This is a genomic window from Ectopseudomonas toyotomiensis (genome assembly GCF_900115695.1).
Lineage (GTDB): Bacteria > Pseudomonadota > Gammaproteobacteria > Pseudomonadales > Pseudomonadaceae > Aquipseudomonas > Aquipseudomonas toyotomiensis.
In genome coordinates this window covers 243,296-263,198 of sequence record NZ_FOXK01000004.1, presented here as the reverse complement: position 1 = coordinate 263,198, position 19,903 = coordinate 243,296, and the positions used below count along the sequence as shown (strand labels likewise).

The window sequence follows — 19,903 nt, the reverse complement described above, 5'->3', positions numbered from 1 at the left end:
TGTCTCGATGCGAGGCCTGACAAGAAAACATACCAACACCGGAGCACTCATGCACAAGAAGCACTGTCTCGCGCTGGCTTGCAGCCTCGCGCTGGGCGGGCAGTTGGCTCATGCCAGCAGCCAGTCCGAAGCCAATGGTTTCGTCGAGGACGCCAGCCTCGATCTGTTGCTGCGCAATGCCTACTTCAACCGTGATTTCAAAGACAACACCAACGATGCCAAGACCTGGGGACAGGGCTTCATCGCCACCTTCGAGTCGGGTTTTACCCAGGGCACCGTCGGCTTTGGCGTCGATGCTTTCGGCCTGCTCGGGGTCAAGCTCGACAGTGGTCGCGGTCGCAACTATCGCCCCTTCTTCGATACCGATAGCGAAGGTCGCCCGGTGGACGACCTGTCCCAGGCTGGCGGTGCAGTGAAGCTGCGCATCTCCAATACCGTGATCAAGTACGGCAACCAGTTCCCTTCCCTGCCGGTTCTGGCCCATGACGACACTCGTCTGCTGCCACAGTCGTTCACCGGCACGCTGGTCACCAGCAATGAAATCGACGGCCTGGAACTGAATGCAGGCCGTTTCACCGCTGACAGCCCGATGGGTGACTCGGCTCGCGACCCCAACCGACTCAAGAGCATCGACGTGTTCGGTGGCAGCTACGCCGTCAGCGACGATCTGAGTGTGGCGCTCTATCACGCTGACCTCGAGGACATGTACAAACGCTATTACGCCAACGTCAATTACAACTTGGTGTTGGCCGCCGAACAGGCGTTGAATTTCGACTTCAACATCTATCGCACCAAGTACGACACCGGTTCAGTAGCAGCCCTGGATTACGGCGGCGATGGCGAAGGTGACCGCAACACTATCTGGAGCCTGGCGGCCAAGTACAGCATCGGCGCCCATGCCTTCATCGTCGCGCACCAGCGCAACAGCGGCGATGCCGGATTTGCCAAAGATTATGGCGACGGCGGCGGAACCATCTATGTGGCCAACTCCTACTACTCGGACTTCAACCTGAAGGACGAGCGCTCCTGGCAGGCCAGCTACGAGCTGAACTTCGCCGAGTACGGCGTGCCGGGTCTTCGTTACAAGTTCGCCTACGTACGCGGTGACAACATCGATACCGGCAGCGATAACAACGGTACCGAACGCGAGATTTTCAACCAGATCGGCTACACCTTCCAGAGTGGCGCTGCCAAGGATCTGCACCTGCGCCTGCGTAACTCCATCTATCGCTCCAGCACTGACGTAGGGCCGGATCTCAACGAGATTCGTGCCTTTGTCGAATACCCGCTGAGTATCCTCTGATGGTCGCTGCCCCGGCCTCGGCCGGGGCAGTTCTCAGCCGCGCAGGGTGTGCGCAACGACCCTGGCGGCATCCTCGATGGCGCGTTCTTCATAAGGCGCAAAGCCCATTACCAACCCTGGTGGCCTTGCCTCGACGCAGTAGCTCGCCAGTGGCAACGCGTCGATACCGGCAGCCTGCAAACGCGCGAAAGCTTCCTGCTCGTTCTCCACCTGCAAATGGCAGGCGATATCCATACCTGCACGAATTTCCGGCACCTCGATCAGCCCTTGCCAGTGCTTGTGCGCGGCCTCGGCGAAGGCATCGGCACGCGCTGCGTAGATCTTGCGCATGCGCCGCACGTGACGGTCGAAATGCCCCTCATGGATGAAGTCGGCCAGCACAGCCTGCGCCAGGCTGTTGGCATGGCGCGACATCAGTGCCGACGCGCGGGTGAAACTCTCCACAAGATGCTCGGGCAGCACCAGATAGGCCAGACGAATCGAGGGAAACAGCAGTTTGCTGAAGGTGCCAGCCATGATCACCGAGTGCTCGGCGCCCGGCATGGAGCGCAGTGCCGGAATGGGCTTGGCGATGAAACGGTACTCGCTGTCGTAGTCGTCTTCGAAGATGTAACTGCCCTGCTCCGCCGCCCATTTCAGCAAGGCTAGGCGCCGTGCAGGCGACAACTCGCCGCCCATTGGTGCCTGGCGTGAGGGGGTGACGTAAGCCAACCGAGCGCCAGGAGCCATGCGCCTCCCCTCGTCCACCTTGAGGCCGGAACGATCTACCGGCACGTCCACTCGCGTCACTCCAGAGATGTCCATCAACTGCCGTGCGCCGGGATAACCGGGATCTTCCATCCAGACCTGAGAGTCGCCTGGAGCCAGCAAGCGCAGGCATATATCCAAGCCTTGTTGCACGCTGCCGAGCACCAGGATGCGTTCCGGTGAAACCTGTACCCCACGGGCGATGGCCAGATAGCCGGCGACGGCTTCACGCAGCTCGGGCAGGCCTGCCGGGTCGGCGTCGAGCAACATCGTCAGGCGCGAGCTACGCAACTGCTGGGTGTGCAACTTGCGCCACAGGTCGATGGGAAAGGCGTTGATATCGCCACGGTGAGGAAAGAACGGACGCACGCCGGTTGGCAGCGTTCGCCGCGAGAAGATTGGTTCGATCTCGGCCAGACGCTTTAGCCAGGGCGTGTCAGGTGCTGTGCGCTTCTCTTGCACCTCGGCCACCACCTTGCGCCGAACGTATCCGGCGTTCAGCGTCGGGTCCGGCAACACCTCGCTGACGCGCGTACCGCTGCCGGTTCGAGCTTGCAGATAGTCTTCGGAAAGCAACTGCTGATAGGCAGCCTGCACCGTCCCGCGCGCCAGGCCGTAGTACTCGGCCATGGAGCGAGTACTGGGTAGCTTGCTGCCAGCGGGCAGGCGCCCACTCAGAATCGCGCGACGCAGCGACTCGTATAGCCATCCCTGCAGACTGACTCCCTCCTCCGGCGTTCCCAGCGGCAGAAAGACTACTTGCGGTGGGGTTTTATCGAGTGGCATAGGGTCCTCGAAGTGGACTAATTATTTTTGCAGATACTGGATCAATACCCTGATCCAAAACAACCACACAATCGATCCCGTAGCCAGCCAACACTTCTTCTCTTCAACGACTATGGGAATTCACGATATGAAACAGCAGATCCTGATCATCGGTGCCGGCTTCGGCGGTATGTGGAGTGCGCTGAGCGCCGTTCGCCTGCTGGACCAGCACCAGCGCCTGGACGTCGCCGTTACCCTCCTCGCTCCGCAAGCGGAACTGCGCGTACGCCCGCGTTTCTATGAAAGCGACCTGAGCACCACCGTTGCCCCGCTCGACCCGTTGTTCGATGCGGTCGGTGTGCAATTCGTGCAAGGCAGCGCCACCCGTATCGACGCCGCAGGCAGGCGAGTCATCTATCGCAGCGCAAGCGGCGCCCAGGCCGAACTGAATTTCGACCGGTTGATTCTGGCCTCCGGTAGCCAGGTCGCCCGGCCTCCACTGGCCGGTATCGACCGCTTCGCCTTCGATGTCGACAGCCTGGAGTCGGCGCAGAAGCTTGAGGCCCATCTGCAGAGCTTGTGCGACAAACCGGCCAGCCAGGCCCGTAACACCGTGGTGGTGGTCGGTGGAGGCTTCACCGGTATCGAAACGGCCACGGAAATGCCGGCACGGCTGCGTGCCATTCTGGGTGATGAGGCCGATGTGCGGGTGATCGTCGTCGACATGGGCAAACAGGTTGGCAGCGTCATGGGCGAGCAGATCGCCTCGGTGATCGCCGAAGCCAGCGACACACTGGGCGTGACCTGGAAGCTCGGTAGCCCGGTGTCGATGGTCGATGAGCATGGCGTCCAGCTCGACAACGGCGAACGTATAGAAGCCAGCACCGTAGTCTGGACCGTCGGGGTTAAGGCCTCACCGCTGACGCAGCAGATCGATGGCGAGCGCGATGCCTTCGGCCGCCTGCACGTCGACCGCAACCTGAAAGTGTTGGGCCAGGACGCCATCTACGCCACCGGCGATACCGCCTATGCCGCGGTGGATGAACTTGGCAACCACGCACTGATGACCTGCCAGCACGCCATCGCTCTCGGCCGCTCCTCCGGCAATAACGCTGCAGCCGATCTGCTGGGTATCGAGCCGATTCCCTACAGCCAACCCAAGTACGTCACCTGCCTGGACCTGGGCGCCTGGGGCGCTGTATTCACCGAAGGCTGGGAGCGCAAGGTGGTGCTGACCGGCAAGGAAGGCAAAGAGCTGAAAATGCAGATCAACACCCAGTGGATCTACCCGCCAGAGGCCAAGCGCGAGATCGCCCTGGCAGCCGCCGACCCGCTGATTCCGGTCGTCGCCTGATCGATGAGACGTGCCCAGGGCTGCTGCTGCCCTGGGCATGTCATGCTCAATCGCGGTAAATCTGCACCTGCAGCTTCGCCGGCGGGTCCTCCCCTTCAGCCCGTAACCATTCGCCTGGTGGTTGCCCGACCTGCTGGGCAAAGGTGCGTGAGAACGACGCCTGCGAGGCGTAGCCCACAGCATCGGCGATCACCTTGATCGGCATTCCCTCACGCAGCAGATCCTGCGCCACCTTCATGCGCCAGGCCGTTACATAGGCCATGGGCGTCATGCTCATGACCTCGGAGAACAGCGCTGCGAACTTGGTACGCGACATTTTCGCCAACGCGGCCAGACGCTCGACACTCCAGGCCAACTGGGGTTCCTGGTGAATGCAGATCAGCGCAGGCCCCAGTTGACTGTCCTGCAGCGCATAAAGCAGGCCGCTGGTTATGCGCCCTTCGTTCACAGCGCGGCGTACCAGCAGGACGAATACATATTCGAACAGCAGGTTCAGCGCCTTGCTCCGACCAGGTGCCGGCGTACGGAATTCGTTGACCAGTGAACCGATCACCGGCCCGAGCTGCTCAAGGGCGCTCAGCGGAAACACCAGGGTCTCCAAGAGACCCAATGGAAATGGCTGCTGCCCTGAACGCCCGAACTGGAACGAGGCGCAGATCAGATCCACACCCCCGGGCTGGTGCGCACGCAGCTTGTAGCAGCAGGTGCTGGGACAGAACAAAACGCTGGGTTCACTGATCGCGATACGAGGCTTGTCGGCGTGCACCATATCCAGTGCACCTCGCTCGATCACGTGGATGAATGCCATGCCAGGGGGCTTATCCAACACCAGGGTACCGTCTACCGGGCCGGCGAATAACAGTCGCCCTTGCAGGCTCGTGCGCTCGAAGAACTCGGAAAGAACATCCATATTGGCAATGACCTGATAAAGATTCTCTAGGGTGGTGAAAGCTCAACCGGTTAGAGCCCATGGGTTGAACCGTCGTCGATTGATAGACAGTTCAACCCATGAAAATTCCAACGGTTATTCACCCGGACGGAGAATCATCCGTGATTTACATCACAGTTTTTTACAGGCCCAAACCCTGAAATACCCATCCAACGATCAGATCAGCCCATAAGAATGACCATTGTCTTCTGACTGGGCCTGCATCTTGGCTCGCTCCTCCATGCGCTGGGCAATTTCTTCTTCGACTGCCTTCTGCTGCTCAGGTGGCAGCGCCTCGATCTCCTCTTCGGTCATGCCTATTTCCTTGAGGATACTGTCGCGCATCTTTTCGGCCGGAGTCATCGCCATATAGGCCTTGAAAGCCTCCAGCGCGGCGTTACCGCCCTCGTCGCCCAGTGGCTTTTCCACCTGACCTGAACTGACGGATGTCTCGACCTTGCCGTCTGACGCGTTCTGCAGAGCGACGCGCAAACGAGCGAAGCCCTCCTCCGTAGCCTGCCTGGCGCGGAACTCGCGTTCGGACTCGGCGTTCGCCGTGCGCGTGGTCTTCTCGACATTGCGCGCCAACTGGGCAAGCTCGCCCTGCTCTTCACTCTGCTTGCTGCGAAATCCCGTCAGGGATATGCCACCGTAACTGCCAATACCTCCAATCGTGCTCATGCCGTGCTCCTTGACTGAGTTGCAATTGCCAGGCGCACTGATTCAAGGCGCATGCCAGCTCATAAGGCGCACTTAACCAATTGAAATTATTGGTTTTTCTAATCGAATAAAAAGGAAGCGAGGCAACCCCTTGCCGTCAAGCGGCAAAGGGTTGCAGGGGCGGGCTCAGTGCTGCCCGCTCATTTGCCGGAAGGCATCGAGCAGTGCCTGGCTGAGATCGACCGAGGAGAACTTGGTCAGTACCGCATTGGCACCGACCGAACGCGCCTTCTCGGTATTCATGGTGCTGTCCAGCGAGGTGTGCAGCAGAACGTAGGTGTCAGCAATATCGGGACTGCGACGAATTTCCTGAACCAGGCTGTAGCCGTCCAGCTCCGGCATCTCGATGTCCGAGACCAGAAGCTCGAATGGCATGCCAGCCTGATGGTATTCGTGCAGTTGCTGCAGGGCAGCCTGGGCACTGCGCACAGCCGTGCAATCGAGCCCCAGCTGGCGCAGTACGTTGAGGGTCTGCTGCAGCGCGACTTGTGAGTCGTCGACCAGCAACACGCGGCGACCTTGTAGCAAGCGGGCATCCTGGCCATCGAGCAGTTGCCCGACGGGTGCTTCCTCCAGCGCAGGCGCAATGTCGTGCAGTACCTTCTCGATATCGAGAACCTGCACGATGGCGCCATCGATCTGCGTCACTCCCGTAATGAAGGCACGATTACCGGCCCCGGCGGGTGGCGGACGCACGTCACGGGTGGAGCACTGCACGATACGCTCGACACTCTTCACGTGCAGCCCCTGACGCGAGCGGCTCAACTCGGTGACGATCAGGCAACCGTCGTCTTCGTCAGCCGCACCGCGTTCGCCGATAGCCCGCGCCAGGTCGATCACCGTCATCGCGGCGCCACGCAAAGTGGCGATGCCGCGCACGTTGGGGTGACGATTGGGCAGCTTGGTCAAGGCTGGACAGGGAATGATCTCGTTGACCTTGAGCAGGTTGATCCCCAGCAGGCGGCCGCTATGCAAACGAAACAACAACAGCGATAGCGCGTCGCCGGTAACCAGACTCATGTACCTATCCTTAGAACGAACGTAGACCTAGGTTATAGCGACCGCATGGCCACGGACTTTAATCCGCGGCCAATTTCAGGGCCACTCGCCCGCGGTTCGGGCAGGTTTCCATGTAGCGGTGCGCTTCGACGAAATCCTCGAAGTCGAACACCTTGTCGATCACCGGCGTCAGCAGGCGGTCCGCAGTCATCTGATTGATGTGCGTGAGCGCGCGTTGCACAGCATCATTGTTCGGCTCGATTCCCAGCTCCGGGCACCCGGTGAAATCCAGCACGCAGTGACGGAAAAACTGCAGGTGCTTCTTGAATGCGGCACAAGCAGGGAAAGCCGTATCGTTGCCACCATTGATGCCGTAAAGGATCAGCTTGCCGCGCGGCGCGGCGATATCACCCAATAGCTTCATCTGCGGGCCGGCACACTGGTCGAGAATCACCTCGACACCCTTGCCTTCGGTGTAGCGCTCGACTTCCAGGACCAGGTCCTGTTCCTCGGTGGCGATCACCTTGTCGGCCCCCAGGCCACGCAGGAACTCGCGATCCTCCGAAGAACTGGTGGAAACGATGACCTTGGCACCCAGCGCCTTGGCCAGTTGCACGGTCTGTGGTGCCATGCAGTGGCTAGCCTCGGTGATCAGCACGTGCTGGCCGGGCTTGAGGTGAGCGAGATCGTTCAGCGCCAGGTAGCCGAACAGCAGGCTGGTGTAATGAACGCTGGCCTCGACCGGGCTGAGCACCTCGGGATAACGGGTCAGGGCATGGCTGGGCATCAGCACCAGATCGCCCCAGGTCGGGTAACGGTTCGGCGTGCCCGCCGGGAAACCGGCAACGGCGGTGCCGACTTCGAAGTCGCTCACGCCCTCGCCCAACGCCGCAACGGTGCCGGCCAGTTCGAAACCGGTACCGGCTGGAAGCTTGGCCTGCTCGGCCGCCAGGTTCTGACGCCACAGCACGTCTTTCCAGCCCAGGCCGACGGCCTGAACGCGCACCAAGACTTCGCCAGGGCCGGGCACAGGGGTCGGAACCTCTTCGTACTGGAGCACATCGGCATCGCCGAACTTATGAAAACGGATCATGCGGGACATCGCTTACCTCGAGCTTGATCGCGGATTAACACTTCATTGACTGTGGACTCTATCCGCTGTGCGGCGGCGACACTATCAGACTCTATCGATAGTCTTCATGCCTGTCAGTGATTCAGCGACTTTCAATCCGCTGCACACTGCCCGTACTATTGCCCGGGCAAAGGCTCTCATTTGCAGCGCCGTGCTGACAAGGCCCGTATCCCTCGAATGGTACCCGGATGAACCGCAACGACCTGCGCCGCCTCGATCTGAACCTGTTGATTGTCTTCGAGACTTTGATGCACGAGCGCAGCGTGACGCGAGCCGCGGAGAAGCTGTTTCTCGGCCAGCCCGCCATCAGTGCGGCGCTTGCTCGCCTGCGTACCCTGTTCGATGACCCCCTGTTCGTGCGTACCGGTCGCAGCATGGAACCGACACCGCGCGCGCAGGAGATCTTCGCCCTGCTCTCGCCGGCGCTGGATTCGATTTCCACCGCTGTCAGCCGCGCCGCCGATTTCGATCCTGCCACCAGCAAGGCGGTGTTTCGCATCGGCCTGTCCGATGACGTTGAATTTGCCCTGCTACCCGCCCTGCTCCGCCGCCTGCGCGCCGAAGCCCCCGGCGTGGTGCTGGTGATTCGCCGCACCAACTATTTGATGATGCCGGGGCTGTTGGCTTCAGGCGAAATCTCGGTGGGTGTGGCCTACACCGAAGAACTTCCGGCCAACGCCAAGCGCAAGATTCTCCGCCGCAGCAAGGCCAAACTGCTGCGTGCCGACACCGTACCCGGTGCGCTCAGCCTTGATGATTATTGCGCGCGCCCGCATGCGCTGGTGTCCTTCGCCGGCGACCTTACCGGCTTCATCGACGATGAGCTGGCCAAGATCGGGCGTGAGCGCCACATCGTGCTGGCTGTTCCGCAGTTCAACGGCCTGGCGACCCTCTTGGCAGAAACCGATATCGTCGCCAGCGTGCCGGATTACACCGCCGCCGCCTTGACCGCGGCAGGCGGCCTGCGCGCCGAGGAGCTGCCGCTACAGACGCAGACCTTCGAGCTGCACATGGCCTGGCGCGGCGCCCAGGACAACGACCCTGCCGAGCGCTGGCTGCGCTCGCGCATCCAGATGTTCTGCGGCGACCCGGACAGCCTCTGATAAATATCCGGAAACGCACCACCTAAGTGCCGGCAGGAACCTTGGTGCACCTTCATAGATCGAAATTGATATAAATCTGTCTTTTATCATTCCCGATGATATTCAAGTTCATGGCATTCGATTCGTAGCCCTCCGAGACTCGTCGCAGACTCCGCCAATCCACAAATCCGACTGGCGGAGTCACCCATGGAACAGCAGCACAAGAACATCTGGATATTCCCCCTGGCCCTCGCCGGCGTCCTCGCACTCAGCGGATGCGAACAGGCTGCGCAGACTCAGGCGCAAATGCCCGCACCCAAGGTCAGTGTCGCCGAGGTCATCGAACAGCCGATCAACGAGTGGGACGAGTTCACGGGGCGTCTCGAAGCGCCGCAATCCGTCGAAATCCGCCCACGCGTCTCCGGCTACATCGACAAGGTCGCCTTCGACGAAGGCACCCTGGTGAAGAAAGGCGATCTGCTGTTCCAGATCGACCCACGTCCGTTCCAGGCGGAAGTCAAACGCCTCGAAGCCCAACTGCAACAGGCCCGCGCCAGCCAGGCCCGTGCCGCCAACGAAGCGCGTCGTGGTGAGCGTCTGCGTCAGAGCAACGCCATCTCCGCCGAACTGGCCGATGCTCGTGCCAGCGCCGCCACCGAAGCTCAGGCTCAGGTCGCGGCAATCGCCGCCGAGCTGGAAAACGCCCGCCTCAACCTCAGTTTCACCCGCATCACTGCGCCCATCGACGGTCGCGTCAGCCGCGCCGAGATCACCGAAGGCAACCTGGTCGGTGCCGGCGAGAGCCTGCTGACCTCGGTGGTATCCACCGACAAGGTCTACGCCTACTTCGATGCCGATGAGCGCGCTTTCCTCAAGTATGTCGAACTGGCCCGTGAATCCGGTGCCGACGCCCGTGGCGCCAGTCCGGTGTACCTCGGCCTGTCCGATGAAGCCGACCACCCGCACCTGGGCCAGCTGGACTTTCTCGACAACCAGGTCAACCCGCGCACTGGCACCATTCGTGGTCGCGCCGTGTTCGACAACCAGGATGGTCGCTTTACCCCGGGTCTGTATGCGCGTCTGAAACTGGTGGGCAGCAAGCCCTATACCGCCACCCTGATCAAGGACGAAGCAGTCGGCACCGACCTGGGCAAGAAGTACGTGCTGGTGCTGGGTGACGACAACGCCGTGGCCTATCGCTCCATCGAGCTGGGACCGAAGCTCGAAGGTCTGCGCATCGTGCGTAGCGGCCTGAGCAAGGGCGAGAAGATCGTCGTCAACGGCCTGCAGCGCGCCATGCCCGGCTCCACCGTCGATCCGCAGCCGGTATCCATGGCCGATGACAGCACCCTGGAGCAACTGGCCCGCATGCGCCAGGCCGTCGATGGCAGCCAGGCCCCGCGTATCGCCGCCGAAAAAATCGAAGCTCGCTCGCCGCGCGGCTGATCCAGACCGCGCCCAGAGGAAAGACCCATGAATTTCTCGCAATTCTTCATCCAGCGGCCGATCTTCGCCGCGGTGCTGTCGCTGCTGATCCTGATCGGCGGCGCCATCTCGCTGTTCCAGCTACCGATCAGCGAATACCCTGAAGTGGTGCCGCCCACCGTGGTGGTGCGTGCCGATTTCCCCGGCGCCAACCCCAAGGTGATCGGTGAAACCGTCGCCTCGCCGCTGGAACAGGCCATCGTCGGCGTCGAGGGCATGCTCTATATGTCGTCGCAGTCGACCATCGACGGCCGCCTGACGCTGACCGTGACCTTCGCCCTCGGCACCGACCTGGACAACGCCCAGGTGCAGGTGCAGAACCGCGTCACCCGCACCATGCCTACCCTGCCTACCGAGGTGCAGCGTCTCGGCGTGACCGTGGACAAGGCCTCCCCGGACCTGACCATGGTGGTGCACCTGACCTCGCCGGATCAGCGCTACGACATGCTCTACCTGTCCAACTACGCCGCGCTCAATGTCAAGGACGAGCTGGCGCGTCTGGATGGCGTGGGCGACGTGCAGCTGTTCGGCATGGGCAACTATTCGCTACGCGTCTGGCTCGACCCGAACAAGGTAGCCTCGCGCGGGCTCACCGCCACCGACGTGGTCACCGCCATCCGCGAGCAGAACCGTCAGGTCGCCGCCGGCGCCCTCGGTGCACCGCCTTCCGATGCCGGCAACAGCTTCCAGCTGTCGATCAACGCCCAGGGCCGCCTGGTCTCCGAGGAAGAGTTCGAGAACATCATCATCCGCGTCGGCGACAACGGCGAGATCACCCGTTTGCGCGACATCGCCCGCGTCGAGCTGGGTTCGAACCAGTACGCCCTGCGCTCGCTGCTGAACAACCAGCCGGCGGTCGCCATCCCGGTATTCCAGCGCCCCGGCTCCAACGCCATCGAGATTTCCGACTCGGTGCGCGGGCGCATGGCCGAACTGAAGAAGTCCTTCCCGCAAGGCATGGACTACGAAGTGGTGTATGACCCGACCATCTTCGTGCGTGGTTCCATCGAGGCGGTGGTGCACACCCTGCTCGAAGCCGTGGTGCTGGTGGTGCTGGTGGTCGTGCTGTTCCTGCAGACCTGGCGCGCCTCGATCATTCCGCTAGCCGCGGTGCCGGTGTCCTTGATCGGCACCTTCGCGGTCATGCACATGTTCGGCTTCTCGCTCAACGCCCTGTCGCTGTTCGGCCTGGTGCTGGCCATCGGTATCGTGGTGGACGACGCCATCGTCGTGGTGGAGAACGTCGAGCGCAACATCGCTCTGGGCAAACCCCCGGTCGAGGCCACCCGCCAGGCCATGAAGGAAGTGACCGGTCCCATCGTCGCCACCGCTCTGGTGCTGTGCGCGGTGTTCGTGCCGACGGCCTTCATCTCCGGTCTTTCGGGGCAGTTCTACCAGCAGTTCGCCCTGACCATCGCCATTTCCACGGTGATTTCGGCGATCAACTCACTGACCCTGTCACCAGCCCTCGCCGCCATCCTGCTCAAGGATCACCACGCACCGAAAGATGCCTTCTCGCGCGGGCTCGATAAGCTGTTCGGTGGCTGGCTGTTCGCCCCGTTCAACCGCATGTTCGAGCGCGCCAGCAACCGCTACGTCGGCACCGTGCGTCGTGTGCTGCGTGGTAGCAGCATCGCCATGCTGATCTACGGTGGTCTGCTGGTGCTCGGTTACCTGGGTTTCTCCAGCACTCCGACCGGCTTCGTGCCGCAGCAGGACAAGCAGTATCTGGTTGCCTTCGCGCAGTTGCCGGACGCGGCGACGCTCGATCGCACCGAAGTGGTGATCAAACGCATGAGCGAAATCGCCGGCAAGCATCCGGGCGTGGAAAACACCGTGGCCTTCCCGGGCCTGTCGATCAACGGCTTCACCAACAGCCCCAACAGCGGCATCGTTTTCGTCACGCTCAAGGACTTCAGCCTGCGCAAGGACGAAAACATGTCTGCCGGCGCCATTGCCGCCGAGCTCAACGGCCAGTTCGGTGAAATTCAGGAAGCCTACCTCGCCATCTTCCCGCCGCCGCCGGTACAGGGCCTGGGCACCATTGGTGGCTTCCGTCTGCAGATTCAGGACCGTGGCAACCTGGGCTACGAAGAGCTGTACACGCAGACCCAGAACATCCTCAACAAGGCCCGCCAGTTGCCGGAGCTGAACCCGATGTCGGTGTTCACCAGCTACCAGGTCAACGTGCCGCAGGTCGATGCCGCCATCGACCGCGAAAAGGCCAAGACCCATGGTGTGGCCATCAGCGATATCTTCGACACCCTGCAGGTTTACCTGGGCTCGCTGTATGCCAACGACTTCAACCGTTTCGGCCGCACCTACCAGGTCAACGTCCAGGCCGACCAGCAATTCCGTCTGGAACCGGAGCAGATTGGTCAGCTCAAGGTGCGTAACAACCGTGGCGAGATGGTGCCGCTGTCGACCTTCGTCAAGGTCGATGACAGCTCCGGCCCGGATCGAGTGATGCACTACAACGGCTTCCTCACCGCCGAGATCAACGGTGCCGCCGCGCCAGGCTACAGCTCGGGCCAGGCCGAAGCAGCCATCGCCAAACTGCTGAACGAGGAACTGCCGATCGGCATGACCTTCGAGTGGACCGATCTGACCTACCAGCAGATCCTCGCCGGCAATACCGCGATCTTCATCTTCCCGCTCTGCGTGCTGCTGGCCTTCCTCGTGCTGGCCGCCCAGTACGAAAGCTGGAGCCTGCCGCTGGCGGTGATCCTGATCGTGCCCATCGTGCTCTTCACCGCCATCACCGGGGTGATCATCGCCGGGCTCGACAACAACATCTTTACCCAGATCGGCCTGATCGTGCTGGTGGGCCTGGCCTGCAAGAACGCCATCCTGATCGTCGAGTTCGCCAAGGAGAAACAGGAAGAGGGTCTCGATCGCGTCGCCGCCGTGCTGGAAGCCTGCCGTCTGCGTCTGCGCCCGATCCTGATGACCTCGATCGCCTTCATCATGGCCGTGGTGCCGCTGGTGCTGTCCAGCGGTGCGGGCGCCGAGATGCGCCATGCCATGGGCGTGGCGGTGTTCTCCGGGATGATCGGCGTGACCTTCTTCGGTCTCCTGCTGACTCCGGTGTTCTATGTCCTGATCCGCGGCTTCGTCGAGAAACGCGAAGCCCGCAAAGCCGCCCGTCTGCAGGAGTCGCATGCATGAAAGCCTTTGCCCCCGCTCTCCTGACCCTGGCGCTGTCGGCGTGCGCCGTCGGCCCGGACTATCGAGCGCCCGTAACCGACCCTGCGCGCATTGCCGCGCTGGAGGCGGCCGATTACGACCGCAGCCGTTTCGAAGCCGCCTGGTGGCAGCAGTTCGACGACCCGACGCTGAACCAGCTGGTGCAGCGTTCGCTGCAGGACAACCGCGAGTTGCGCGTGGCGTTCAACCGCCTGCGTGCGGCACGGGCGATCCGTGATGACGTGGCCAACGACCGCTTCCCCACCGTCACCAGCCGCGCCAGTGGCGAGTTCGGCAAGGCCCAGCAGCCGCCGACCACGGACGAGCGCATCCGTCAGGAACGCTACGACCTGGGGCTGGACATGGCCTGGGAAGTGGACCTGTTCGGCCGTATCCAGCGCCAATTGGAAGCCAGTGAAGCGCGCATCGAAGTGGCCGAAGCTGATTACTACCAGTTGCAGGTCAGCCTTATTGCCGAACTGGTCGATGCCTACGGAACCCTGCGTGGCGCACAACTGCGCGAAAGCATTGCCCGCGAGAACCTGAAGAATCAGGAGGATTCGCGTGCCATCACCGAGCAGTTGCGCGATGCCGGTGTTGGCAACGAGCTGGACGTACTGCGCGCCGATGCACGTCTGGCCGCCACCGAAGCCAGCCTGCCGCAACTGCAGGCGCAACAGGTGCGTGCACAGAATCGCATCGCTACCCTGCTTGGCCAGCGCCCGGAGCAGTTGCAGATCGATCTGTCGCCCAAACCCCTGCCGGTGATTGCCAAGGCGCTGCCCATCGGCAATCCGGCCGAGCTGCTGCGTCGCCGCCCGGATATCCAGGCGGCCGAGCGACAGCTGGCGGCGGCCACGGCACAGGTCGGCGTAGCGACTGCCGACCTGTTCCCGCGCGTCAGCCTCTCCGGCTTTCTCGGCTTTACCGCCGGGCGCGGCTCGCAGCTGGGTTCGTCTGCGGCCCGCGCCTGGGGTGTAGCGCCAAGTATCAGCTGGGCGGCCTTCGATCTCGGTAGCGTGCGGGCGCGTCTGCGCGGCGCCGAAGCCGAGGCCGATGGCGCGCTGTCGCAGTACGAGCAGCAGGTGTTGCTGGCGTTGGAAGAATCGGAAAACGCCTTCAGCGACTACGCCAAGCGCCAGCAGCGCCTGGTTTCCCTGGTGCGCCAGGCCGAAGCCAGCCGCGCGGCGGCGGATCAAGCGGCGATTCGCTATCGTGAAGGCACGGTGGATTTCCTCGTGCTGCTGGACGCCGAACGTGAGCGCCTGGCCGCCGAAGATGCCCAGGCCTCGGCCGAGGTCGAGCTCTACAGCGGTATCGTCGCGATCTACAAGGCGCTCGGCGGCGGCTGGCAGCCACAAGCCTGAACTGCTCTCCCCGGTCGGCAGTCCTGCCGACCCTCCTCAGCCCCGGAGTCGATGCTCAGGGGCTTTTTTTGCGCTCAGCTATCCCGGCGAATCCCAAGGGAGCCACGCAAATAGTCCGGCCAGACACATCAGATGGCGTGGAACGCTATCGGGGAACCGACCAGACCCGGGCCTCGGGAACCCGCCTCTGCGAGACGAGGCCGAACGGCGGTAAAGTGCAGCGCAACCCGAAGCAGAATGACGAAAACATGAACCTGCAGATCAGCAATGCCCTCACCCTCCTGCATCATCATCTTGGCGACAACCTGCTGGCGGTGCATCTGTTCGGTTCCGCCGTCAGCGGCGGCCTTAAGCCGGCAAGCGATATCGATATGCTGGTCACCGTCCGCACGCCCCTGAGCGACAGCACGCGCAAGGCCCTGATGACCGACCTGCTGAGGCTGTCGGCCTGGCCGGCCACCGCGCACCTGCGCCCGCTGGAGGTGACGCTGCTGGTGCACGAAGCCGTGCGGCCCTGGCGTTATCGGCCGATGCGCGAACTGCAGTTCGGCGAATGGCTGCGCGACGAACTGCAGGAGGGTCGCTTCGAGCCGGCCATGGCCGATCATGACCTGGCCATCCTGCTGAGCAAGGCGCGCCAGCACGCTATTAGCCTCATGGGCCCGCCGGCTGCCGAACTGTTCGAGCTGGTGCCTGAAGCGGACATGATTCGCGCCCTGCACGACACCGCGGCGCAATGGAGCGGACCGGACGACTGGCTGGGCGATGAATGCAACGTGGTCCTGGCTCTGGCACGCATCTGGCTGACACTGAGCAGCGGCGAGATCGCTACCAAGGACGGGGCGGCCGACTGGCTGCTCGAGCGCTTGCCTCCTGAGCACCGGCCGCTGCTGGAAACTGCGCGAGACGTCTACCTGGGCCAGGCCAGGGATGACCTGGCTCAGCGTCCCCAGGCATTGGCCGCTTTCATCGGCTATGCCCGGCGCCAGATCGACCGACTACGCAGCGAGTCGGCCAGCCGATAGACTGCCGTTTGGACCAGCGATGGACATGCCCATGACGCCCGACCAGATCGCCGCCTTCTGCCTCGCCCTGCCCGGCGCCCGCGAAGACCTCAAGTGGGGCAGCAACCGGGTGTTCTCGGTGGCTGGCAACAAGATGTTCGCCATTCTTGATTTTCTTGGCGAGGATTTGGCCTTCAAGGTCGATAACGACCTGTTTCTCGGTCATGTAGACCGTCCAGGCATCCGCCCTGCCCCGTATCTGGCTCGTGCTTACTGGATCAGTATGAGCGCCCACCGGCCGCCGCTGGGCGACGATGAGCTGCGCCAGTTGCTGACGCGCTCGCATCAACTGGTGGTGCGCCGCCTGCCCAAGCGCCTGCAACCCGGCCTGCTACTGGACGAATAAGGGTATGTGGTGGGGGATGTAGGCGCCGTCGAGCAGCAGCAGATCGATCCAGAACAGTTGATGAACTGCGATGATCAGCCAGAAAACAGCCTGATAGGAAACCTTGCGCGTCTTGTGCCGGAATGTCTGCTGAGCGATCAGCGCACCTGGCCAACCACCAGCCAGCTCGACCAGATGCAGGGTGTTTTCCGCCGTGCGTCGGCCGCCGCTCTGAGCGCTGCGTTTATCCAGCCAGTACTGCAGGAAACTCAGCAGGCTGGCCAGCAGATAAAGCGGCAATACCCACCAGAGCCCCCTGCCGAACAGCGTCACGCAGCCGAGCAATGGCAGGATGCACAGCAAAGCGAGCACCAAGGCCTTGCTGGAGAAGTTCTGGATGGAGCCTTGAGTCGATGACCGGTGCGTGGATTTGGCAGCAGCCTTTCGCACTACCGGTGCCGCCGTGCCGGGCGTTTTCGGTTTGCGCCGGATAGACTGGCGATCGAGGCTGAGCTCACCAGTCAGGCGCAAGTGCTCGGCCCGTGGCCGCCCTCTTTCCTCACGCCCCTCGATGAACAGCACTTCGTCGCCCGGCTGCGGGCGACGATCACCGCGCATCACCGAGATGTGCGCGAAGACTTCAGCGCCGCCGTTGAGCGGCTGGATGAAACCAAAACCCTTGGCGTCATCCCAGCTTTTAAGACGCCCCTTGCGTTCGTTGCCGATCACGGTTGCGCCGTGCTCCAGTCGATCAGGTGCAGTTGCCAGGTGGCGAGAATCACCAGGCCGAAGGCAATGCGGTACCAGGCGAACACCGCATAACTGTGGCTGGTGATGAACTTGAGCAGTGCGCGCACGGTGATCATCGCCACGATGAAGGTGCTGACGAAACCGATGGCGAAGATCGGCAAGTCGCTTATCTGCAGGATGTCGCGGTACTTGACCAGCGAATAGACCGTAGCCGCGACCATGGTCGGCATGGCCAGGAAGAAGGAGAACTCGGTCGCGGCCTTGCGCGACAACCCAAATACCAGGCCGCCAATGATGGTGGCGCCCGAACGCGACGTACCCGGAATCAGTGCCAGACATTGCGCAAGGCCAACCTTCAATGCCAGCTTCCAGGTCATGTCGTCGACCGTTTCGGCCTTGATCGCGTGTTCGCGCTTCTCCGCCCAGAGCATGATGATGCCGCCAATGATCAATGCCATGGCCACTGTGATCGGATTGAACAGCCAATGCTCGATCAGATCGGCGAAGGCCAGGCCAAAGATCACCGCAGGAATGAACGCCAGCAGCAGGTTGAAGGTGAAACGCTGCGCGTTCGGGTCGCTGGGCAAACCGACGACGACGCCGAGCACCTTGGCTCGAAATTCCCAGATAACCGCCAGGATGGCGCCAAGCTGGATGATGATCTTGAACGCAGTCGCCTTTTCGCCATTGAAGCCCAGCAAGTCACCGACCACGATCAGGTGTCCGGTGCTGGAAATCGGCAAGAACTCGGTCAAGCCTTCCACTATGCCCAGAATCAGGGCCTGAAAGGCCACCCAGAAATCCATCAAATCCCCCAAAGCGCGGCAACTACCTACGCGTAAAACTCAGAACGTGGAGCATGGCCCCGGCCCTGGGACACAAAACCGTCATGGAGGTTCCTTGCGACGGTCTAGCCCGGTGCTCATTCAGGTTCTGCCTCGGGCTGCCGAAATGCTATCAGACAACTAGAGTGAATAATGCCTCGATGTGACAGTATTGCTCTGCACCCTTCGAGGCAGCCCTGAAGCCGACAATTACAACAATCAGGAATTCGTCCATGAACAGCTTACGTAGTCTTCCCATCAGCCGCCGTCTATGGCTGATCCTGGCGCTGGCCATTCTGACGCTGATCTTGCAGGGCGCCTACATGCTGCGCCAGATCCACACCGATCTTTACGCCGGCAAATCGGAAAAGACCGAGCATGTGGTGCAGAGCGCGGCCGGTATTCTCAAGCACTTCCATGACCTGGAAAGCGCCGGCAGCCTGAGCCGCGAAGAGGCGCAGAAGCAGGCCATGGAAGTGGTACGCGGTTTGCGCTACGACGGCCAGGAGTACTTCTGGATCAATGACCAGACCCCGGTGATGCTCATGCATCCGATGAATGCCAAGCTCGAGGGGCAGAACCTTTCCGGCTTCAAGGACCCGGACGGCAAGGCGCTGTTCAACGACATGGTTGCCATTACCCGCAGCCAGGGGGCCGGCCAGGTCGACTACCGCTGGCCAAAACCCGGCGCCACTGACCCGGTACCGAAAATCTCCTATGTCGAGCTGTTCCAGCCCTGGGGTTGGATCATCGGCTCCGGCGTCTATGTCGATGACGTGCAGGCGGAGTTCAGGGCCCAGGCAGTGAAAGCCATGAGCATCGGTCTGCTGATCGCCCTGCTCCTGACTGGACTGGTGGTGCTGATCACTCGCAGCATCGTGCAGCCGCTGCAGGCCGCAGTGGACGCCATGGCCAGCATTTCCAGCGGCGAAGGCGACCTGACTCGCAACCTCGACACCCATGGGCGTGACGAGTTGACCGCCCTGGCGACCTATTTCAATGCCTTCACCGCGAAGCTGCGTCATGTGATCCGGCAGATGCTCGATTCAGCGGGGTCGCTCGATCAGGCTGCCCGCTCGCTTGGCGACATCTCCAGCGAAGCGCAGCGCCACAGCCAGCAACAGGCGCAGCAGATGGAACTGGTGGCGACCGCCGTCAACGAGGTGACCTACGGCGTGCAGGACGTGGCGAAAAACGCCGAGCACGCCTCCAGCGAGATGCACACCGCCGAGGAGCAGGCCAGCCAGGGCCAGCAGAACATCGAGGCGAGCCTGCGCCAGATCGATCAGCTGTCGGGCACCATCGACAAGGCCGTCGAGGTGATCCAATCGCTGGCCAGTGAGAGCACGCAGATCGGCAGCGTGCTGGAGGTGATCCGTTCCATCGCCGAGCAAACCAACCTGCTCGCTCTCAACGCCGCCATCGAGGCTGCCCGCGCCGGTGAGCAGGGCCGTGGTTTCGCCGTGGTCGCGGACGAAGTGAGGCTTCTGGCGCAACGTACCCAGCAGTCCACCGCTGAAATTCAGGGTATGATCGAGCGCCTGCAAGGCAACTCCGAGGCCGCCGTCAAGGTGATCAACGACAGCAGCCGTGCTTCCCAGCTGACCGTGGAACAGGCCAGCCAGGCTGGCGAGAGCCTCGCCCAGATCGCCCAATCGCTACGCAACCTGACCGGGCTCAACGCCTCGATCGCCAGCGCCACCCTGCAACAATCCCACGTGGTGGAAGACATCAATCAGAACGTCACGCAGACGGCAGCACTGGCCCACAACACCGCCGAGGCTGCCGAACAGTCGAGCGCAGCCAGCCAGCACCTGAAACAGCTGGCCGACCAGCTCAATCGTCTGCTTGGGCAGTTCCGCGTATGAGTCG

16 protein-coding genes are annotated in these 19,903 nt (G+C 62.3%); 9 read left to right on the top strand and 7 right to left on the bottom strand.

Annotation, left to right across the window (positions count from 1 at the left end; genetic code table 11):
• The first annotated feature begins 49 nt into the window (after positions 1–49).
• On the top strand, positions 50–1,303 hold the full coding sequence (locus BM186_RS09980; protein WP_074915023.1) for an OprD family porin: 1,254 nt from the start codon (positions 50–52) through the stop codon (positions 1,301–1,303).
• Between the two features lie 33 nt (positions 1,304–1,336).
• On the opposite strand, the gene pdxR is transcribed toward BM186_RS09980, so the two are convergent.
• Entirely contained in the window at positions 1,337–2,836 is a 1,500-nt protein-coding gene (gene pdxR, locus BM186_RS09975; protein WP_074915021.1) for a MocR-like pyridoxine biosynthesis transcription factor PdxR, read from the bottom strand.
• A gap of 127 nt (positions 2,837–2,963) precedes the next feature.
• Here pdxR and BM186_RS09970 point away from each other — a divergent pair, with 127 nt between their 5' ends.
• On the top strand, positions 2,964–4,169 hold the full coding sequence (locus BM186_RS09970; RefSeq protein WP_074915020.1) for an NAD(P)/FAD-dependent oxidoreductase: 1,206 nt from the start codon (positions 2,964–2,966) through the stop codon (positions 4,167–4,169).
• 46 nt (positions 4,170–4,215) lie between these two features.
• Here BM186_RS09970 and BM186_RS09965 read toward each other — a convergent pair whose 3' ends face one another.
• The 4 genes from BM186_RS09965 to BM186_RS09950 all read right to left on the bottom strand — a co-directional run bounded on the left by BM186_RS09965 (position 4,216) and on the right by BM186_RS09950 (position 7,918).
• The gene (locus BM186_RS09965; protein WP_074915018.1) at positions 4,216–5,079 is read right to left on the bottom strand and encodes a helix-turn-helix transcriptional regulator; all 864 of its coding nucleotides are present in this window, start codon (positions 5,077–5,079) and stop codon (positions 4,216–4,218) included.
• A gap of 195 nt (positions 5,080–5,274) precedes the next feature.
• Complete coding sequence (locus tag BM186_RS09960; RefSeq protein ID WP_072424017.1) at positions 5,275–5,778, bottom strand: hypothetical protein; 504 nt, start codon at positions 5,776–5,778, stop codon at positions 5,275–5,277.
• Between the two features lie 165 nt (positions 5,779–5,943).
• Positions 5,944–6,837 (bottom strand): chemotaxis protein CheV, encoded by an 894-nt coding sequence (locus BM186_RS09955; protein WP_072424018.1) that lies wholly within the window; start codon positions 6,835–6,837, stop codon positions 5,944–5,946.
• Between the two features lie 58 nt (positions 6,838–6,895).
• Entirely contained in the window at positions 6,896–7,918 is a 1,023-nt protein-coding gene (locus BM186_RS09950) for a zinc-dependent alcohol dehydrogenase family protein (RefSeq protein WP_074915016.1), read from the bottom strand.
• Between the two features lie 218 nt (positions 7,919–8,136).
• Here BM186_RS09950 and BM186_RS09945 point away from each other — a divergent pair, with 218 nt between their 5' ends.
• The 6 genes from BM186_RS09945 (at position 8,137) to BM186_RS09920 (ending at position 16,478) form a co-directional block, all read left to right on the top strand.
• Complete coding sequence (locus BM186_RS09945) at positions 8,137–9,051, top strand: LysR substrate-binding domain-containing protein (RefSeq protein ID WP_072424020.1); 915 nt, start codon at positions 8,137–8,139, stop codon at positions 9,049–9,051.
• A gap of 186 nt (positions 9,052–9,237) precedes the next feature.
• Positions 9,238–10,476 (top strand): multidrug efflux RND transporter periplasmic adaptor subunit MexE, encoded by a 1,239-nt coding sequence (mexE, locus tag BM186_RS09940; RefSeq protein WP_074915013.1) that lies wholly within the window; start codon positions 9,238–9,240, stop codon positions 10,474–10,476.
• A gap of 27 nt (positions 10,477–10,503) precedes the next feature.
• A complete protein-coding gene (locus tag BM186_RS09935) occupies positions 10,504–13,683 on the top strand; it encodes an efflux RND transporter permease subunit (protein WP_074915011.1) in 3,180 nt (1,059 codons plus the stop codon).
• Positions 13,680–15,068, top strand: a complete 1,389-nt coding sequence (locus tag BM186_RS09930) for an efflux transporter outer membrane subunit (protein WP_074915009.1) — start codon at positions 13,680–13,682, stop codon at positions 15,066–15,068. Before BM186_RS09935 ends, BM186_RS09930 begins: the two co-directional genes overlap by 4 nt.
• A gap of 248 nt (positions 15,069–15,316) precedes the next feature.
• Complete coding sequence (locus tag BM186_RS09925; protein WP_074915257.1) at positions 15,317–16,093, top strand: AadA family aminoglycoside 3''-O-nucleotidyltransferase; 777 nt, start codon at positions 15,317–15,319, stop codon at positions 16,091–16,093.
• Between the two features lie 31 nt (positions 16,094–16,124).
• Positions 16,125–16,478 (top strand): MmcQ/YjbR family DNA-binding protein, encoded by a 354-nt coding sequence (locus BM186_RS09920; protein WP_017676915.1) that lies wholly within the window; start codon positions 16,125–16,127, stop codon positions 16,476–16,478.
• Here BM186_RS09920 and BM186_RS09915 read toward each other — a convergent pair.
• Both BM186_RS09915 and BM186_RS09910 read right to left on the bottom strand, forming a co-directional pair.
• Positions 16,464–17,186, bottom strand: a complete 723-nt coding sequence (locus tag BM186_RS09915) for a DUF1294 domain-containing protein (RefSeq protein WP_074915007.1) — start codon at positions 17,184–17,186, stop codon at positions 16,464–16,466. The genes BM186_RS09920 and BM186_RS09915 overlap by 15 nt on opposite strands.
• The gene (locus tag BM186_RS09910; RefSeq protein ID WP_072424025.1) at positions 17,183–18,013 is read right to left on the bottom strand and encodes an undecaprenyl-diphosphate phosphatase; all 831 of its coding nucleotides are present in this window, start codon (positions 18,011–18,013) and stop codon (positions 17,183–17,185) included. Before BM186_RS09910 ends, BM186_RS09915 begins: the two co-directional genes overlap by 4 nt.
• A 251-nt stretch (positions 18,014–18,264) precedes the next feature.
• On the opposite strand from BM186_RS09910, the gene BM186_RS09905 reads away from it, so the two are divergent.
• Positions 18,265–19,899, top strand: coding sequence for a methyl-accepting chemotaxis protein (locus tag BM186_RS09905; protein WP_074915005.1), 1,635 nt, complete (start codon positions 18,265–18,267; stop codon positions 19,897–19,899).
• The last annotated feature ends 4 nt before the right edge of the window (positions 19,900–19,903 follow it).

Bases quoted from the DNA above. Each gene is read 5' to 3' on its own strand.
- BM186_RS09965 (WP_074915018.1), bottom strand. From the start codon at position 5,079: ATGGATGTTCTTTCCGAGTTCTTCGAGCGCACGAGCCTGCAAGGGCGA.
- BM186_RS09955 (WP_072424018.1), bottom strand. From the start codon at position 6,837: ATGAGTCTGGTTACCGGCGACGCGCTATCGCTGTTGTTGTTTCGTTTG.
- BM186_RS09920 (WP_017676915.1), top strand. From the start codon at position 16,125: ATGACGCCCGACCAGATCGCCGCCTTCTGCCTCGCCCTGCCCGGCGCC.
- BM186_RS09910 (WP_072424025.1), bottom strand. From the start codon at position 18,013: ATGGATTTCTGGGTGGCCTTTCAGGCCCTGATTCTGGGCATAGTGGAA.
- BM186_RS09935 (WP_074915011.1), top strand. From the start codon at position 10,504: ATGAATTTCTCGCAATTCTTCATCCAGCGGCCGATCTTCGCCGCGGTG.
- BM186_RS09905 (WP_074915005.1), top strand. From the start codon at position 18,265: ATGAACAGCTTACGTAGTCTTCCCATCAGCCGCCGTCTATGGCTGATC.
- BM186_RS09980 (WP_074915023.1), top strand. From the start codon at position 50: ATGCACAAGAAGCACTGTCTCGCGCTGGCTTGCAGCCTCGCGCTGGGC.
- BM186_RS09960 (WP_072424017.1), bottom strand. From the start codon at position 5,778: ATGAGCACGATTGGAGGTATTGGCAGTTACGGTGGCATATCCCTGACG.
- BM186_RS09970 (WP_074915020.1), top strand. From the start codon at position 2,964: ATGAAACAGCAGATCCTGATCATCGGTGCCGGCTTCGGCGGTATGTGG.
- BM186_RS09950 (WP_074915016.1), bottom strand. From the start codon at position 7,918: ATGTCCCGCATGATCCGTTTTCATAAGTTCGGCGATGCCGATGTGCTC.
- pdxR (WP_074915021.1), bottom strand. From the start codon at position 2,836: ATGCCACTCGATAAAACCCCACCGCAAGTAGTCTTTCTGCCGCTGGGA.
- BM186_RS09945 (WP_072424020.1), top strand. From the start codon at position 8,137: ATGAACCGCAACGACCTGCGCCGCCTCGATCTGAACCTGTTGATTGTC.
- mexE (WP_074915013.1), top strand. From the start codon at position 9,238: ATGGAACAGCAGCACAAGAACATCTGGATATTCCCCCTGGCCCTCGCC.
- BM186_RS09925 (WP_074915257.1), top strand. From the start codon at position 15,317: ATGAACCTGCAGATCAGCAATGCCCTCACCCTCCTGCATCATCATCTT.
- BM186_RS09930 (WP_074915009.1), top strand. From the start codon at position 13,680: ATGAAAGCCTTTGCCCCCGCTCTCCTGACCCTGGCGCTGTCGGCGTGC.